The sequence below is a fragment of the Paenibacillus doosanensis genome, from assembly GCF_025060755.1.
In the GTDB taxonomy this organism is placed as follows: Bacteria; Bacillota; Bacilli; order Paenibacillales; family NBRC-103111; genus Paenibacillus_S; species Paenibacillus_S doosanensis.
In genome coordinates, this window is sequence record NZ_JANYUY010000021.1 from 52,583 (window position 1) to 67,588 (window position 15,006).

At 52.3% G+C, this 15,006-nt stretch carries 16 protein-coding genes; 4 read left to right on the forward strand and 12 right to left on the reverse strand.

What is annotated here, in order from left to right:
- Positions 1–226: 226 nt before the first annotated feature.
- The 3 genes from N0M98_RS16340 to N0M98_RS16350 form a co-directional block, all read right to left on the reverse strand.
- Positions 227–1,393 carry a cysteine desulfurase family protein gene (locus N0M98_RS16340; RefSeq protein ID WP_259618565.1) on the reverse strand — a complete coding sequence of 389 codons (1,167 nt, stop codon included), beginning with the start codon at positions 1,391–1,393 and terminating at the stop codon, positions 227–229.
- A 195-nt stretch (positions 1,394–1,588) separates the two neighbouring features.
- Positions 1,589–2,110 carry an NUDIX hydrolase gene (locus N0M98_RS16345; RefSeq protein WP_249865589.1) on the reverse strand — a complete coding sequence of 174 codons (522 nt, stop codon included), beginning with the start codon at positions 2,108–2,110 and terminating at the stop codon, positions 1,589–1,591.
- 125 nt (positions 2,111–2,235) lie between these two features.
- Entirely contained in the window at positions 2,236–2,814 is a 579-nt protein-coding gene (locus tag N0M98_RS16350) for a hypothetical protein (RefSeq protein WP_259618566.1), read from the reverse strand.
- A 672-nt stretch (positions 2,815–3,486) separates the two neighbouring features.
- Here N0M98_RS16350 and N0M98_RS16355 point away from each other — a divergent pair.
- A complete protein-coding gene (locus N0M98_RS16355) occupies positions 3,487–3,903 on the forward strand; it encodes a VOC family protein (RefSeq protein ID WP_249865592.1) in 417 nt (138 codons plus the stop codon).
- A gap of 79 nt (positions 3,904–3,982) precedes the next feature.
- Here the strand turns inward: N0M98_RS16355 and N0M98_RS16360 are convergent, their stop codons facing one another.
- The 5 genes from N0M98_RS16360 to N0M98_RS16380 form a co-directional block, all read right to left on the reverse strand.
- Positions 3,983–4,408, reverse strand: coding sequence for an SRPBCC family protein (locus tag N0M98_RS16360; RefSeq protein WP_249865593.1), 426 nt, complete (start codon positions 4,406–4,408; stop codon positions 3,983–3,985).
- Between the two features lie 75 nt (positions 4,409–4,483).
- Positions 4,484–5,443 carry a sigma-70 family RNA polymerase sigma factor gene (locus N0M98_RS16365; RefSeq protein ID WP_259618567.1) on the reverse strand — a complete coding sequence of 320 codons (960 nt, stop codon included), beginning with the start codon at positions 5,441–5,443 and terminating at the stop codon, positions 4,484–4,486.
- Between the two features lie 209 nt (positions 5,444–5,652).
- Positions 5,653–5,793: a hypothetical protein gene (locus tag N0M98_RS16370; protein ID WP_259618568.1), complete on the reverse strand. Its 141-nt coding sequence runs from the start codon at positions 5,791–5,793 to the stop codon at positions 5,653–5,655.
- Between the two features lie 429 nt (positions 5,794–6,222).
- Positions 6,223–7,035 carry a TrmH family RNA methyltransferase gene (locus N0M98_RS16375; protein WP_259618569.1) on the reverse strand — a complete coding sequence of 271 codons (813 nt, stop codon included), beginning with the start codon at positions 7,033–7,035 and terminating at the stop codon, positions 6,223–6,225.
- Positions 7,036–7,044: 9 nt separating this feature from the next.
- Complete coding sequence (locus N0M98_RS16380; RefSeq protein ID WP_249865597.1) at positions 7,045–7,704, reverse strand: potassium channel family protein; 660 nt, start codon at positions 7,702–7,704, stop codon at positions 7,045–7,047.
- 278 nt (positions 7,705–7,982) lie between these two features.
- On the opposite strand from N0M98_RS16380, the gene sspI reads away from it, so the two are divergent.
- Positions 7,983–8,186, forward strand: coding sequence for a small acid-soluble spore protein SspI (gene sspI, locus N0M98_RS16385; RefSeq protein ID WP_249865598.1), 204 nt, complete (start codon positions 7,983–7,985; stop codon positions 8,184–8,186).
- Between the two features lie 148 nt (positions 8,187–8,334).
- Here the strand turns inward: sspI and N0M98_RS16390 are convergent, their stop codons facing one another.
- The 4 genes from N0M98_RS16390 to N0M98_RS16405 form a co-directional block, all read right to left on the reverse strand.
- Positions 8,335–9,438 (reverse strand): Gfo/Idh/MocA family protein, encoded by a 1,104-nt coding sequence (locus N0M98_RS16390; RefSeq protein WP_259618570.1) that lies wholly within the window; start codon positions 9,436–9,438, stop codon positions 8,335–8,337.
- 89 nt (positions 9,439–9,527) lie between these two features.
- Positions 9,528–10,256, reverse strand: a complete 729-nt coding sequence (locus N0M98_RS16395) for a ThuA domain-containing protein (RefSeq protein WP_259618571.1) — start codon at positions 10,254–10,256, stop codon at positions 9,528–9,530.
- Positions 10,257–10,271: 15 nt separating this feature from the next.
- Positions 10,272–11,432: a Gfo/Idh/MocA family protein gene (locus N0M98_RS16400; protein WP_259618572.1), complete on the reverse strand. Its 1,161-nt coding sequence runs from the start codon at positions 11,430–11,432 to the stop codon at positions 10,272–10,274.
- 66 nt (positions 11,433–11,498) lie between these two features.
- A complete protein-coding gene (locus N0M98_RS16405; protein ID WP_259618573.1) occupies positions 11,499–12,569 on the reverse strand; it encodes a LacI family DNA-binding transcriptional regulator in 1,071 nt (356 codons plus the stop codon).
- 159 nt (positions 12,570–12,728) lie between these two features.
- On the opposite strand from N0M98_RS16405, the gene N0M98_RS16410 reads away from it, so the two are divergent.
- Together N0M98_RS16410 and N0M98_RS16415 are read left to right on the forward strand one after the other, a co-directional pair.
- Complete coding sequence (locus tag N0M98_RS16410; RefSeq protein ID WP_249865602.1) at positions 12,729–13,442, forward strand: response regulator transcription factor; 714 nt, start codon at positions 12,729–12,731, stop codon at positions 13,440–13,442.
- Between the two features lies 1 nt (position 13,443).
- Entirely contained in the window at positions 13,444–14,925 is a 1,482-nt protein-coding gene (locus N0M98_RS16415; RefSeq protein ID WP_249865603.1) for an ATP-binding protein, read from the forward strand.
- Positions 14,926–15,006 lie beyond the last annotated feature (81 nt).

Consider the following 15,006-nt stretch of genomic DNA (forward strand, 5'->3'; position numbering starts at 1 on the left):
AAACAAGCTTGGGTAAAAAACCGAGCCATTTCCAGCCTATGATTTGCTTGAAGTCCCCTATAACCGAGATGAAACGAGAAGGGATGATCGGTAAAAATCTCTGATTAGCCCCAAATCCGTATCAATCCACGCACCGCTCCAGCGGCATATCCCCCCCTCTCCCCAAAGACATCCCTTGCCTTGCAAAAAAGCTTTTCCAAATAAGGAGCAATCTACAATCCCGCAATCACATGCCGATAATAGACGGAAGACGCTCTTGAAACAAAGCGAGGACGGTCTCGATCTCTTCCCTCGTCGTGAATCGGCCCAAACTGAAGCGGATGGCTCCCAATCCTTCATATTCGCTGACCCCCATAGCCCGAAGCACCGGAGAAAGGGAGGTGCTTCCGGAATGACAAGCTGAACCGGTGGAAGCTGCGATTTCCGGAAATTGACGCAATATGTCTTGGCCGTTCATCCCTACGAAGCTTACGTTTAACGTATTCGGCAGGCTCAGCTTCGGATCGCCATGGAATCGAACCCGATCACCAAAGGCAGAACGGAAGCCTTCTCGCAATGCTTCTCTCAGGGCATGTGCCGCCGGGGAGTGCGCCTGCTCGGCTGCCAGCTCCGCAGCTTTGCCCAGCGCGACAATATAAGGCACATTCTCCGTTCCCGCACGTCTTCCGTATTCATGACCGGCGCCATGCACCAAAGGAGCAAGCTCTACGCCTTCACGCACATAAAGCGCCCCGATGCCCTTGGGGGCATACAGCTTATGTCCGGCGACGGACAATAAGTCCACCCCCAGCGAGTCGACTCGGACAGGAATTTTACCGAAGGTCTGCGCCGCATCCGTATGGAAAAGTATGCCATGGTGCTCGGCGATTTTGGCAATATCCTCAATGGGTTGAATCGTTCCTACCTCGCTATTGGCATGCATGACGGAAATCAGGATCGTATCGCTGCGAATCGCCCGTTCGATATCTTCAGGCGCTACTCTACCCAAACGATCGACCGGAACGTAGGTGACCTCTGCGCCAAGTGTTTGAAGGAAGGCACAGGGGTTTAATATCGCCGGATGCTCAATCGTCGTTGTAATAATATGACAGCCCCGCTCCCGCTGACGTGCAGCAAAAAAGACGCCTTTCAAAGCATGGTTATTGGCTTCCGTTCCGCCGCTTGTGAATATAATCTCGCCGGCATTGGCCCCCAAAGCGGCAGCTATCTTGCTTCTCGCCGTCTCTATCGTCTCTTTGAGCGTTGCTGCAGCCCAGTGCGATGAGGAAGGATTGCCGTAGTGCCGCTGCAGATACGGCCACATTTCTTGAAGCACTTCAGGAGCCACCGGCGTACTTGCGTTATAGTCCAAATAAATCGAGTTTAGTGCATCTGTGCCTGATATTCCTGCCATTCATATACCCCTTCCTCCACACGAAATGCCGTAAATCCCGCATTGTGCATAATCTCCACAGCCTGCTTATTCTTCATAAGGATGACAAAAAAGTCTGCGATTTCGAATATGTATTCAATCAATTACTTGAATTACAAACGTCATATCGTTTTATCGTCAAGCTCGATTGAACCAAAATAGAGCAGCCCATCGAGACTATAGCTTCGTGGAAAAGAACTCCATTGCTTTTTCAAGTATCGTCTTATCGCGTAAAATCATAAATTTAGCCGAGTACTCCTCACAATTCCGAGCTGAGTTATTCATCGCTTCTAATGCTTGGTCCAGCGGCATCCATCTTGTTTCCATACCAAGCCGCGCTTCATTCTCACTAAGCATCGTGACGCCTTTCTTACAGGCCTTGGCTATAAAACAGTAGGAATATTGCATAAACTGATTTCTGTTCTTATGCTCCTCGATGTAACCTAATTCATGAACAATTTCGGCCTCATAGCCTGTTTCTTCTTTGATTTCGCGCAAGAATGCCGCTTGCCTATCTTCTCCTTCGTCTACGCCTCCGCCGGGCAACTTGTAAAGTTTTGTTTTGGCCATATACATCATGGCTACGTTCATCTCTCCGTCTACCAAGACGCCTCTGGACCCATAGCGTGAAACCTTGTCTATCCATACAGGGGCGCCTCCCATAAAATCGCTATCCGTTATTCTTTTAATCAACCGCATCCAATCACCGTTCCTTGTAAGCGTAGTCAAAGTTCAACTCGAGGATATTTCATCATAAATTCGCAGATCTGAGACGCACTTGGCGAATCATTTTCACGATCTTCCAGATCGATATAAAGATGAAGTCAGTCAAGATCTCCTACTTCCCCTTGAGACTTCATATTTTCTCCAGTTTCTATAATCTTCATTGTTACATTCGGCAACCACATTAACATCGACATTATCGTATCCTTTGATTTTTCCGTTCCATCCCATCCGCGATTAGCCAGCATTGTCTTTACAATATATGGAGCAAACACTTTCTGTAATCTCCAATTGGTTATATACTTGGATGATGTTATTACAATCGAATAATTGCGTCGTCTTCTTGTTCTTCCAATGACTTTGATCTCCTCATATCCATCTCCCCACAACGCTGGAAAACAATACACTTTTGAGTTGGGGGAAAATTTCTTCGTCCCTTTTCCTATTACTTTTGCTTCTCCAACATATCTTTCTTCAATAATATTGCCGACAAGACACCAAATAAATGGGGGATTATCCTGATTTATGAATTCCTCATCTCCATTATTTGAATCCTTCAAAATATCACCCAACCTATGCCAGCTTGATGAATTTCTTCTCCGACAATTCGTTTGTTTTCTCGCAAATAGTCCTACTACCTTAATAACTTCAACCTCTCCAACTTTCCTTGACCCTTCCATGAAATATCCTTTAACCCTGGTTGAATTCGGTGTCGATGTACGGCTTCTCGCATTTCGGGAATCACGACCCACATTCTTGCCGTCCCTTCTAATGCAATCGCCATCTCGCGATCTAAAATAATCTCGCCTTGTTTATCAACGAATTCTGGATGGATCATATAGAGGCCAGTCTTGGTTATGTCGTCAGGCACCCATATCACAATTTTCACCATCCCATCATACTATGATGAAATACTTAGGTTTAGGCTTGGGTAAAAAATTCGAGATCGCCCAGGAATTTCCTTCTTCTGTATGCCGCGGCAAAGAAAAAGACGGGAGAAACGCTTGGGGAAAGGCCCTTGCATTTTCCAGTCTTTGTGAGTGGTGGATACTAATTTTTATTCAGGGACAGTTTTGTTTCCATACCGTGCCCTCATTCCGTCACTCCATACCCACCCTATAATTGTCATATATTCAGACGAATTCCTTTTTAGAGAGGTTCGATCTTTATCCCTGTACAATAAGAATGAGCAACCTTACGGGAATGGCGGGTATCCGAACTCAACACCAAGTTATTTTTCAAAATTGACGCTTCCGAATCCATGAGACCGATGAATTCCCGGATCGGCTGTCGTCTATATAAACGAAGGCATAAATGAACACAAACTAATTTGACGAAGAGGTGTTTTGAAAATGGCATTAACGTCCGCATTCACGAGCTTCAACCTGCCTGTAAAAAACGTAGAACAATCGAAGGCGTTCTTCACCGGACTCGGATTCGAGCTCAACCCGCAATTCCCCGACAACGAGAATTCGGTAGCCATCGTGATCGGCGACAACCTGCAGGTCATGCTGATCCATCAAGCATTCTTTAATACACTCACGGAGAAGGAATCCGTCGATACGAGCAAGTATGCGCAGATGACGATCGCATTAGCCTTCGTAAACCGAGAAAAGGTCGATGAAATCGTAAATACCGCGGTCTCCTTGGGCGGGAAATTGCACGCTGAACCTGAAGATCATGGGTTCATGTATCATTGGGGCTTCGTGGACTTGGACGGCCATCTGTGGGCCATTAACTACATGAACATGGATGCGGCACAAGGTTAAGGCTAACGGAAAACACGCTCGTACTAAGGTTCAAAAAGAAAGACGCCGGGCATCTTCCCCTGCGTCTTCTTCGCGATGATTAGTTTTGTTCGGTATAGGCTTTGAAATTGTCCATGATCGCTTGCCAGCCTGCTTGCTGGAACTCGACGGGATTGGAGCTTTCCGCGTCGAACGTTTCAATGACCTTCGTCTCATTCTCTTGATCGACGAAAGCAATATCCACTCTTCTTCCGTCTTCCATGGTGTAGCCGATCGCCTCATGCCGATTCACGACATCGTAGACGCCGCCAAAATCAAAGCCCATGCTGCCATCCTTCGCTTCCATCCGTGTCAGAAACTTGCCGCCGACCCGCAGATCGTTTTCGGCTTTCGGCGCATGCCAGTCCTCGGACGCTTGATTCCACTTCGTGATATGATCCGGCTCGGTCCAATAGCGCCATACCTTCTCGACAGGGGCTTGAATGACGGCTTGCACGGTTACTTTCGTCGGTTGACTCATTTCCATTTTAAATAGACACCTCTCTCATGATATTCGTCGTTTGGTTATTCTCAATGTATAGACGTAAGCCGATGGCGAAATTCATCGGTCAATTCGCTCAGGCAGCCCAAATCGCGAAAATAATGGCGTATGAATGAAGTTTTGAACGTGCAGAATTTGATTTTCTTTGGTTTCGATAACGTGGATGCCCCAGGGTACCAGGCCAGAGGAGCCCTCTTTGTTCGGCATATACTGGGCCAACGCCGGATAACCGCCATTCACCGAAATGGGCACAAATCGCGAACCTTCGCAATGCCAGCGAGTAAGCGAATAGAAGGCGGACAAATCTTCCTTGCCGCGAATCCACATCTCGAAGGGCGGCATCGACATGCAGCCTTCCTCGTGGAACAACGCGACGAGCGCAGCAATATCGAATTGCTCGAAGGCCTCCACATACCGGGACAGCAGCAGCTGCTCCGGTTGAACGTCCATGCTGCTGAGCTCATCCGAGCGAAGCTGCGCCCGATCCATCGTCTCTCGGGCTCTTTGCAAGGCGCTGTTCACCGCTGCCGGCGACATCGCCAACGTGTCCGCGATCTGCTTGGAGGACCATTCAAATACATCCTTCAAAATGAGTACCGCGCGCTGCCGCGGAGGCAAAGTCTGCAGGAGAGCGATGAAGCACAGACGAAGGGTATCTCTGCGGACGAGCCGATCCTCCGGATTGCCCCCAAAGTCGGGAGAAGGCCAGATCCAGGCAGAATCCGGCAGCGTGTTGCGCGGCTCGACGATGGCGACGGCCGGATCGAACAGGTCAACGGGAAGCGCGCGGCGTTTGGATTGTCTCAGCTTGTCCAAGCATAGGTTCGAGGCAATCCGATAGACCCAAGTTTTGAACGAGGAATCCTGTCTGAACGTGCTCCAGCTCTGCCAGACCCGAATACTCGTCTCCTGAACGGCATCATCCGCATCGTCCATGGAGCCTAGCATTCGATAACAGAACGAGGTTAAGCCCGGCTTCAAGCTTGCAAATAATGGTTCGTCAAATGCTTTCTCGTTCATCGCGGCCTCCCTTAACGATCTCCCCGAAGGGCATTTCCTTCATTATATGCAATGAAGCGGACAGCCTCAATAGAATAAATAAGCAGGATTATCAGCCCTCTCAACCTGATTGAAGTTATGAATCTATCGAAGCCTCTTTACATTATCGCCAGGTTTTATTATTCCTGGACAGTTATTTGGGTAAATGGACAGGAATAATTGTTGTTTGGTTAATTGCATTTTTCTTTCAATAATTCAATAATCCTTTCGTTTTGATCAATTTGAGTTATGATATTTGAGTTAAGTTTTTGAATAGCAACAAATATTCCAAACAATGCACCTAAAATTAAGAATCCAACAAGATCGCCCATAATTGACTCCTTTCACTAAAAAAACATGGTTTTGGAACACAAACATTTCCATTGATATTCATCATAACAAACTCAATGTCCTTTTTACGTAATATGTCCATTGGGTATGGTGGCACTAATCTGCCCGTTCGTACGCCACCGGCTCAGTCTAATTTTAGAAATAACTGTTTCTACAGCTGGTTTACTTTTCTCAACCTCAATGTCGCTCAAGCTGCCCTGAGAAAACTCCTATCTTTTGAGCAAAATTGTTATTGCAACAATTTCGCTACCAATTTCTCACGCAATTTCCCATCGTATCTTGAAATGAAGTGAAGTTCATGCAGAGCAAGAGACAAGAAAAATCCCGATGTGTCAGGGCTTTGAACCACATCGGGACTATCTTAGTTGTGACAAAGTGAATTACAACTCACATTAGTCATGAATGATCGCTCAGCTAACTCCCCGCTGCCGCATCGCCTCGAACAGCACGACCGTCGCCGCCATCGCCGCGTTCAGCGATTCGGCCCGGCCTTGCATCGGGATGATGATCTGCTCCGTCGCCAGAAGCGATACTTCTTCGGAGACGCCCTGTCCTTCGTTGCCGACAACGAACCAGACCGGCTCCCGGAAGTCGTACTCATAGCAGCTCATCTTAGCCTGCAAGCTGGTGGTCACGATAGCCGCCCCGGCGGAAGCCGCTTGCGGCAGCGCGTCCCGCAGATCGCCTTGCACGATCGGCAGATGGAACAGCGAGCCCATCGTCGAGCGGACGGTCTTCGGGTTGTACAAGTCGACGGTGCCTCTGCCGAGCAGGACGCCCGTCGCTCCCACCGCATCGGCGCTGCGGATAATCGTCCCCAGGTTGCCGGGGTCCTGGATGCCGTCGATGACGACGACAAGCCCTGGCGCCGCGGCGGCAAGCAGATCGCGCGGCTCATAGCGCAGCTTCGGCAGCACGGCGAGCACCGCCTGCGGCGCGAGCGTATCGGTGCATTTCGCCAACACCTGCTCGCTGACGGCGACGCACTCGATGCCCGCTGCAAGCGCCTGCTCGAGCAGGCCGGTCGGCAGCTCCTGCTGCCGGTCCGAGGCGACGATAAGCGTCTCCACCGCCGCCCCCGATGCCAGCGCTTCTTGAACCAGATGAACGCCTTCGATGATGAATTGTCCCTGCTTGTCGCGGCCCTTTTTGTCCAGAAGCTGGGCCCAGCTCTTCACCCTCGGGTTATGAACGGACGTAATGGATGATTCCAATAAAGTCATAGCCAGTCTCTACTCCGCAAATGTTTTTTCGAATTGGTTCAAATCTTCGTTTTTTCCTACGATCACCAGCGTATCGTTTTCCGTGATCAAATCTTCAGCATTGGGTGCGATATTCATACGCGCTCCCATCTTGATGGCGATGACGTTGCAGCCGTATTTGGCGCGAATATCGAGCTGGCGCAAATTTTTGCCGATTAAATTCCGCGACGCCTGTACTTCGATGATACTGTAAGCATCGGATAATTCGATATAGTCAAGAATATTGGAAGAGATCAGATGATGAGCGACCCGCTGGCCCATATCGCGCTCGGGATAGATGACCTTGTCGGCGCCGATTTTTTTGACGACCTTGCCATGCAGCTCGTTTTGCGCTTTCACGACGATTTTCGGCACGCCGATTTCCTTCAAAATAATCGTTGTCAGTATACTCGATTGAATGTCCTGGCCAATAGCCACGATTACGACGTCGAAATTGCGCAGCCCCAGCGAACGAAGCGCTTCTTCATCCGTAGAATCGGCCTGAACGACGTGAGTGACGATAGCCGATATTTCCTGCGTTCTCTGCTCGCTGGCGTCAATCGCCAATACTTCGTAACCGAGATCGGCCAACGTCCTAGCTACACTCGAACCGAAACGCCCCATTCCGATAACGGCGAACTGCTTTTTCATGGAAACATCCCCTTAACCGTGAGTATATGTACTTGCTTATAAGCCATCACGTCGCCGCTGCCCGGTTTGTCCAGAAATAGACTTGCCAATAGGAAAAATTCCCGCGCAAGGTTGACGGTTCAATAAATTTTAAAGTTCCTATGTGGTGAAAGTGTAAGCCATAAAGCGCTTCTTCATATTATACCATAAAATGCTGCCGCCTATCGAAGGCATGAATCAGGCTGTTTTGGAGCATAGTAAGCGGGTAAATCCATGTGATGAAAGGCGAGGACATTTCCATGAATTTAAACCTGAGACAGGCTATCATCCAACGCGTTACGGACAAAAGCAATGAGGAGCTTTTCGAGGTGATCGAGGATTCCATGGGAGGACAGGAGCAGGTGCTTCCTGGCTTGGGCGTGCTATTCGAGATTATTTGGCAGCATAGCAATCCCGACACACAATCGCAGCTTGTTTCCACATTAAAAGAGCATTTGGCTTAAGGACTAGCGAAAATCCCTTCAAGCTGCGCGGGCGAGCAAAGCTCGGCAGTCATATGCGCCCGTTTCTAAACGGGAAAAAATGCCGTGCACACGCCAGTTCCCATTCAGTGGGAGCTTGGCAGGCACGGCATTTTCTAAAAAGGCATAATTAATCCAGAACACCTTTCACTAAACCGGACGGCATCGGCTCAGGTGTATCGCAGCTGCTTTGCATCGTATAATGCTTGCCTTCGGCTGAGGCATCATGGAATCCGTGCATCGCTTCCAGCACATGATAAGCCAGCTCGCCGTTAGCCCGGTTCTTTCGGCCCCCCCGAATGGCGTAAGCCATATCCAGAACGCCGAGTCCTCGGCTGTTGTCTGTATATCCGTGCGTCAGCGGAATTTCGCTGAATTCCTTGGCGTCAGCCCGGCGCAGCAGAACCGGACCGCCGAACGTATTCGGGTCCGGCACGCTCAGCGTGCCTTGGCTGCCGTAAATTTCGATCCGCGGCAACTGCGATCCGCCGAACGCATCGAAGCTGGTGATGATCGTGCCGATAGCTCCGCCGTGGAAATCGATAACCCCTGCGACATGAGTCGGCGTCTGCACCTGAATGGTCTGGCCGAATTTGGGCTGGCTCGTAATCGTGCGCTCGGGATACGAAATTTTGGCCGACCCGGTCACTCTCTGCATAGGTCCGAGCATAGCGACCAGAGCCGTCAAATAGTAAGGGCCCATATCGAACATCGGACCGCCGCCTGGCGCATAATAAAATTCCGGATCGGGATGCCAATGCTCATGACCGCGGCCGATCATGAAAGCGGATGCGGCTACGGGCGTACCGATCCAGCCGTCCCGAATCAGCTTGATGCAGGTTTGAATCCCGCCGCCGAGGAACGTATCCGGCGCGCTGCCGACCAGCAGTCCTTTGCTGCGCGCCGTATCAAGTATGCGCTTACCTTCTTCGCGCGTTACTGCAAGCGGCTTCTCTACATATACGTGCTTGCCCGCTTCCAGAGCCTGCAAGCAGACTTCGGCGTGAGCGGCGGGAATCGTCAAATTAATGACCAGATCGATTTGCGGGTCGGCGAGCAGTTCCTGAACCGAGCAGGCTTTCGGAATGCCGTATTCTTCAGCGCTCGCTCTGGCGCGGTCCACATTCAAATCAGCGCAAGCCGCAACCTCCAGCGCAGCGAACGAGCCGCAGTTTTTGAAATAAATGCCGCTGATTTTGCCGCAGCCCACGATACCTATTCTAACCTTCTCCATATCCTGCCGCTTCCTCCTCTTGTTATAGGCCCTTATTGAATCGTCCCAAATGCTGGCTATGCTCTAACAAACGTCACTGCCGCAGCCGGTTAGTTGCTGTCTCCCATTCCCGTATAGGCTGCGCCTGTCGCGAAGGCTCCCGCATCCCGGGCTGCCGCCAATTTGCCTTCGGCCGCCCACAGCAGACCGCGGCGCATAATTTCCTTCACTTGCGGCATTTCTACTATGTTCGCCTGATGTCCGAGCGAGCAGTAGAATACGCGGCCGACGCCCCAGCGCTTCGTCCAGATTACCGGCATGTCGACCGCTTTATTGAGCGAGTGCGGACCCTGAACGACAGGGAAACGAGTCGTAGCCAGCACCTCTACGGCCGGATCGACGTGCAAATAATATTGCTCGCTCTTGACGGTGAAATCTTCGATTCCTTCGACAAGGGGGCTCGAGCTGTGCTTGATGTTGACGACATATTCCACGCCGTCGTTGCCCGGATGGGCGACCCATTGTCCGCCGGTCATAAACTGCCAGTCGACGTTATTGCGGAACGCATCGCACATCCCGCCGTGGCATCCGGCGATGCCTACGCCGCTCTGCACGGCCTCAGACACGTTCTTGACCAGATCCTTGGTAATTTCCCCCATCGTCCATGCCGGTACGATCAGATCGAGCCCGCGCAGCTTCCCGGCGTCGGCGAACGCTTCCAGCGTATCCGATACCTCCGCTTCGAAGCCCGCTTCCTCCAGCAGTCCTCGGAAAATCTCGGACACTTCCTTCGGCTGATGCCCCTGCCATCCGCCTTGTACGATCAATGCTTTTTTCATCGTCAGCACGCTCCTTTACACTTCCTCGATTTTAACCCAGCGGCGCTCTTCAATCGAGCGTTCCACCGCTTCCAGCACTTCCTGGCATTTGACACCGTCCACGAAATTCGGAACCGGCTGGCGGTCTTCCTCCAGCGCCTGCATCAGCTCCACAACTTCGTGCACGAACGTATGCTCATAGCCGATCGTATGACCGGCAGGCCACCAGGCGTCCATGTAGGCATGAGCCGCGTCGGTCGCGAGCACGCGCCGGAAGCCCTGTACGTCATCGGCATCATCGGTAAAATATACCTGCAGCTCGTTCATCCGCTCGAAGTCGAATTTGACGCTGCCTTTGGAGCCGTTGATTTCGAAAGCGTTCGTGCAGCGGTGACCCGGAGCGAAGCGCGTCGCCTCGAAGCTGCCGAGCGCTCCGTTCGCGAACCGGCTCATGAACAGCGTAGCATCGTCGACCGTCACCGGCCCGCGCGGCGCATCCTTGCTGCCTTTGGCGCTAAGCCCCGTCATCGTCGTCGGCAGCGGCCGCTCCTTGACGAACGTCTCGCTCATCCCGATCACTTCGCTCATCCCGCCGACCAAATAATGCGCAAGATCAATCAGATGCGCGCCCAGATCGCCGTGAGAGCCGGAGCCGGCGATTTCCTTCTGCAGCCGCCAGACGAGCGGAAAATCCGGATCGACGATCCAGTCCTGCAGAAACCAGGCGCGGAAGTGATAAATTTGCCCGAGCCGTCCTTCGTCGAGCAGCTTCTTCGCCAGCTGCACGGCCGGAGCGAAGCGGTAATTGAAGCCGACCATATGCTTCACGCCCGCATCCTCCGCCGCTTGCAGCATCTCGCGCGAGTCGGCCAGCGTCAGCGCGAGCGGCTTCTCGCAGAACAAGTGCTTGCCAGCTTTGGCGGCGGCAAGCGCGATATCCTTATGCGCGTCGCTCGGCGCGTTGATGTCGATCAGATCGATATCGCTGCGCTGCACCAGCTCGCGCCAATCGGTGACGTAGCCTTCCCAGCCGAATTGCTCGGCGGCCTGGGCGACGCCCGCTTCGTCGCGCCCGCAGATCAGCTTCATAACCGGCCGGGCCGATTTCGGAAAAAACATATGCAAATCGCGGTAAGCATGGCTGTGCGCCTTGCCCATAAATTTATAACCGATCATCCCGATATTGAACTGCTTCATTCCCGTTCCTCCCGTTCATGAAAATGAATTTCATTTCATTCGATTTGATTCGTTTACCGGTTGGACTTACCGTTTGGAGCACGACTGCCGGACGACCAATTGCGTACCCAGCTTCAATTGAAACGGTTCGCCTTCCTGCAGCACGAGCGACAGCAGCCGATCGGCGGCCAGGCTCCCCATCTCATAGAATGGGACGCCGACGCTGGTCAGCGGCGGATCGGTAACGCGCGCCGCATCGGAATTGTCGCAGCCGATGATCGCGATATCCCGCCCGGCTTCCCAGCCGAACTCGCGCAATCCCTGCATCAGCCCGGTCGCCATCCGGTCATTCGCGGAAAAAACGGCATCGATTTCCTCCCGATGTTCGTAGATGCGGGCCGCTGCGCGGTAGCCGCTCGTCCGGCTGTAATTGCCCTCATAATACCAATGAGGGTACCCCGCAGGCTCGATGCCCGCTTCGCGCATCGCCCTCTCATAGCCCTTGCGCCGATCGCCGCTGCTGGAGAACTGAGGCGATCCGTTCAGGAATGCGATCCGGCGGTATCCTTTTTGAAGCAAATGCCGCACCGCCATGTAGCTGCCGGCCTCGTGATCGGCATCCACTTCGTTGAAGCGTTCGCCCGGGAAATGCTGATTAACCAAGCAGAACGGGTGTCCCGCCTCCTGCAGCCGTTTCAGCTGGTCCCGCTCCCGCGGCGTATCGCCGGCGCCGAGAATAATACAGGCATCGACCTTCTGTGAGCGAAAAATATCGCTGTAATCGCTTTCTTCCTCCATGGTGCGGAGCATCAGCAGCAGGTCGTATCCCTTCTCCCGCACTTTCGAACCGATGCCGCTCAAAATTTCCGAGAAAAAATACGTCGAGAATAAATGAACTTTAGGAACGTATGGAAGAACTACGCCCAAATTGCCGCTGCGGCGGCGGGCAAAGCTCTGAGCAATCGCGTTGGGATGATAGTTGAGTGTCTTGGCTGCTTCCAGCACCCGCAGCTTCGTTTCCTCCTTCATCGGCCCTATGCCGTTGAATACTCTGGAGACGGTAGCTTCGGATACGCGCGCTAACTCAGCCACTTCCTTCCTCGTTACAATATGCGCTCCCTCCTTTTCCAAATCAAAGCAAAATGTACACGCGTACATTTTCTCATGCGAACGCCTATCTGTCAATCGGGTATTTTGACCTTATTCCTATAATGATAGTGGTATTGATATTATGCTGACAAGCGTCTATGCTGTTAGTAGCCGCGGGCGAATTAGAATCACCCGCTTTCACATTATTCGTTCAAGGAGTGTTTGCGAATGAAGCTGCTTGTGGCCGAGGACGATACGTCCGTTTGCGAAATGCTGCAGCTGTTTTTTCAAAAAGAGCGGTACGACACGACCTTCGTACACGATGGGCTTACGGCACAGCAGCGTATCGACGGAGAGCCCTGGGATTTCATTATTCTCGATTGGATGCTTCCGGGAAAGGATGGCGTCAGCCTGTGCAAGGATCTGCGTCAAACCCGCGAGACGCCCGTCATCCTGCTTACCGCCCGCGACCGCGAGCAGGATCGGATTCAAGGGCTAGAGCTTGGAGCCGACGATTATGTCACCAAGCCGTTCAGTCCGATGGAGCTGATCGCCCGGATGAAAGCGGTGCTGCGCCGTTACCGGATCGGGACCTCGTCGGAAGCACGAGAAACCGCCGCGGCGGTAGAAGAATCGGACCGCTTCAGCGTGCTTAAGCATAAATCGATTACGATTCAGCTGGAATCCCGTACGGCGGTCATTCAAGGTCAGGAAATTACGAATTTGACCCCGAAGGAGTTCGAACTGCTCTGTCTGTTCGTCCGCTACCCGAAGAAGGTGTTCACCCGGGAACAGCTGCTTGAGAGCATCTGGGGCTACGATTACATCGGAGAAGAGCGCACGGTCGACGTACATATTAAGCGGCTGCGCAATAAAATTTCGACTCAGGAATGCCCGTTGATCGTCACGGTATGGGGCGTAGGCTATAAGCTGGAGGAGTAGCATGCCCAAGATCAAATACCGTTTTACCTTTTTCCAGCGGCTTGCTCTAAGCCACCTCATCGTTTCGCTGCTCATACTCGCCCTGCTCAGCATGGGCTTCGCCTATTACGTCAAGCAGCAGGTGTACGATTCGGTAACGCAGGAGCTGAACAATTCGGCGAAGGTCGTCTCCAAACTGCTGTCCAAGGACGAAGAAAACTCCGGACCGCAGGTGCAAAATTACCGCAACCTGCTCAATGAGCGCAAAATTTCGTTTATTCTTTTCAACAAGACGGGGGAAGTTCTCTTCAGCGATCCGAATATGCCGGCGGCGCTGCTGGGCAAGCCGTTTCTGGACAGTCTTCGCGCGCGAATTTCTTCCATTCAGAACAACGAGAGCTTCATCGTCAGCCGGAATATCCCCGAGCCGCTGGTCGTGCTGGGCAAAACGATCAAGCCCCGCAGCGAAAAGGGCGATATGCACTTGTTTATATTTTCGCCGCTTGAAGGCTATAAGGAGACGCTGCAGACGTTCTATGACGCCCTGCTCTTCATGATCGCGATCGTCTTCTTGCTGGCCGTTTTCGTCAGCTTGCTCATCTCGCGCAATATAAGCAAAAGCATTCAGCCGCTGCGTCAAGCTACCCGGCAAATTGCCGCGGGGGACTATGCCGCCCGCCTCCCCGTAAACCGTACGGACGAGCTCGGCGACCTGGCGGCGGACTTCAATTCGATGGCCGCTCAGCTGGAAGCCTCATCCAATATGCTGGGGCAATACGAGAACCGCAGGCGGCAGTTTATTATGGATGTCACCCATGAGCTGCGAACGCCGCTGACTTCGATTCGCGGCATTATTGAAGGGCTGAAGAACGATCTGGTCGCGGAACAGGAAGAGAGGTACCGGTATTACGGCATTATCGAGAAAGAAACGTTCCGTCTGATCCGGCTCATCAATGAGCTGCTCGACATGGAGAAGATCGAGAGCGGCATGATCTCGCTGGCCAAGAAGCATACGCCGCTTCGGGAACTGATGGAGATCGTCGCGGAATCGCTGGAAGTGCTGGTGGAGGAGAAAAATCTGCAAATCATTATCGAATGCGAGCCCGGTTTGCAAGTTTACGGAGATTATGACCGGCTGACGCAAATTTTGCTTAATCTGGTCAAAAACAGTATCCAATTCACTCAATACGGCTCCATCCGCTTGAAAGGGTCCGAGACGAATACGGAGACGAGAATCGAAATATCCGATACCGGCCGGGGCATGTCCAGCGAGGAGCTGTCGCTAATTTGGGAACGTTTCTATAAGGCGGACCCGTCCCGGACCAAAAGCAACAGCGAGACCGGCTTGGGACTGTCGATCGTGAAGCAGCTTGTCGAAGCGCATCAAGGGACTATCGAAGTGCAAAGCGCACCCGGCCTGGGCTCGGTCTTTATCGTCTCGATGCCCAAAGAAGAGCGGCAGTCCGCCTTGCCGCAATCGGAGAGAGGCCTGTCCTCGTCCTAGGCCCGAGGTTGCAGCTCCTGGCCCTTCGCGCGATTTGACCGAACCAACGATAATCCCGTATCTATTTCGGTAGCATACGGG

Coding starts and splice junctions, on each gene's coding strand:
- N0M98_RS16380 (WP_249865597.1), bottom strand. CDS start 7,704: ATGAAAAAGCAGTTCGCCGTTATCGGAATGGGGCGTTTCGGTTCGAGT.
- N0M98_RS16350 (WP_259618566.1), bottom strand. CDS start 2,814: ATGGAAGGGTCAAGGAAAGTTGGAGAGGTTGAAGTTATTAAGGTAGTA.
- N0M98_RS16340 (WP_259618565.1), bottom strand. CDS start 1,393: ATGGCAGGAATATCAGGCACAGATGCACTAAACTCGATTTATTTGGAC.
- N0M98_RS16410 (WP_249865602.1), top strand. CDS start 12,729: ATGAAGCTGCTTGTGGCCGAGGACGATACGTCCGTTTGCGAAATGCTG.
- N0M98_RS16400 (WP_259618572.1), bottom strand. CDS start 11,432: ATGAAGCAGTTCAATATCGGGATGATCGGTTATAAATTTATGGGCAAG.
- N0M98_RS16405 (WP_259618573.1), bottom strand. CDS start 12,569: ATGTACGCGTGTACATTTTGCTTTGATTTGGAAAAGGAGGGAGCGCAT.
- N0M98_RS16415 (WP_249865603.1), top strand. CDS start 13,444: ATGCCCAAGATCAAATACCGTTTTACCTTTTTCCAGCGGCTTGCTCTA.
- N0M98_RS16390 (WP_259618570.1), bottom strand. CDS start 9,438: ATGGAGAAGGTTAGAATAGGTATCGTGGGCTGCGGCAAAATCAGCGGC.
- N0M98_RS16370 (WP_259618568.1), bottom strand. CDS start 5,793: ATGGGCGATCTTGTTGGATTCTTAATTTTAGGTGCATTGTTTGGAATA.
- N0M98_RS16355 (WP_249865592.1), top strand. CDS start 3,487: ATGGCATTAACGTCCGCATTCACGAGCTTCAACCTGCCTGTAAAAAAC.
- sspI (WP_249865598.1), top strand. CDS start 7,983: ATGAATTTAAACCTGAGACAGGCTATCATCCAACGCGTTACGGACAAA.
- N0M98_RS16375 (WP_259618569.1), bottom strand. CDS start 7,035: ATGACTTTATTGGAATCATCCATTACGTCCGTTCATAACCCGAGGGTG.
- N0M98_RS16360 (WP_249865593.1), bottom strand. CDS start 4,408: ATGGAAATGAGTCAACCGACGAAAGTAACCGTGCAAGCCGTCATTCAA.
- N0M98_RS16345 (WP_249865589.1), bottom strand. CDS start 2,110: ATGCGGTTGATTAAAAGAATAACGGATAGCGATTTTATGGGAGGCGCC.
- N0M98_RS16395 (WP_259618571.1), bottom strand. CDS start 10,256: ATGAAAAAAGCATTGATCGTACAAGGCGGATGGCAGGGGCATCAGCCG.
- N0M98_RS16365 (WP_259618567.1), bottom strand. CDS start 5,443: ATGAACGAGAAAGCATTTGACGAACCATTATTTGCAAGCTTGAAGCCG.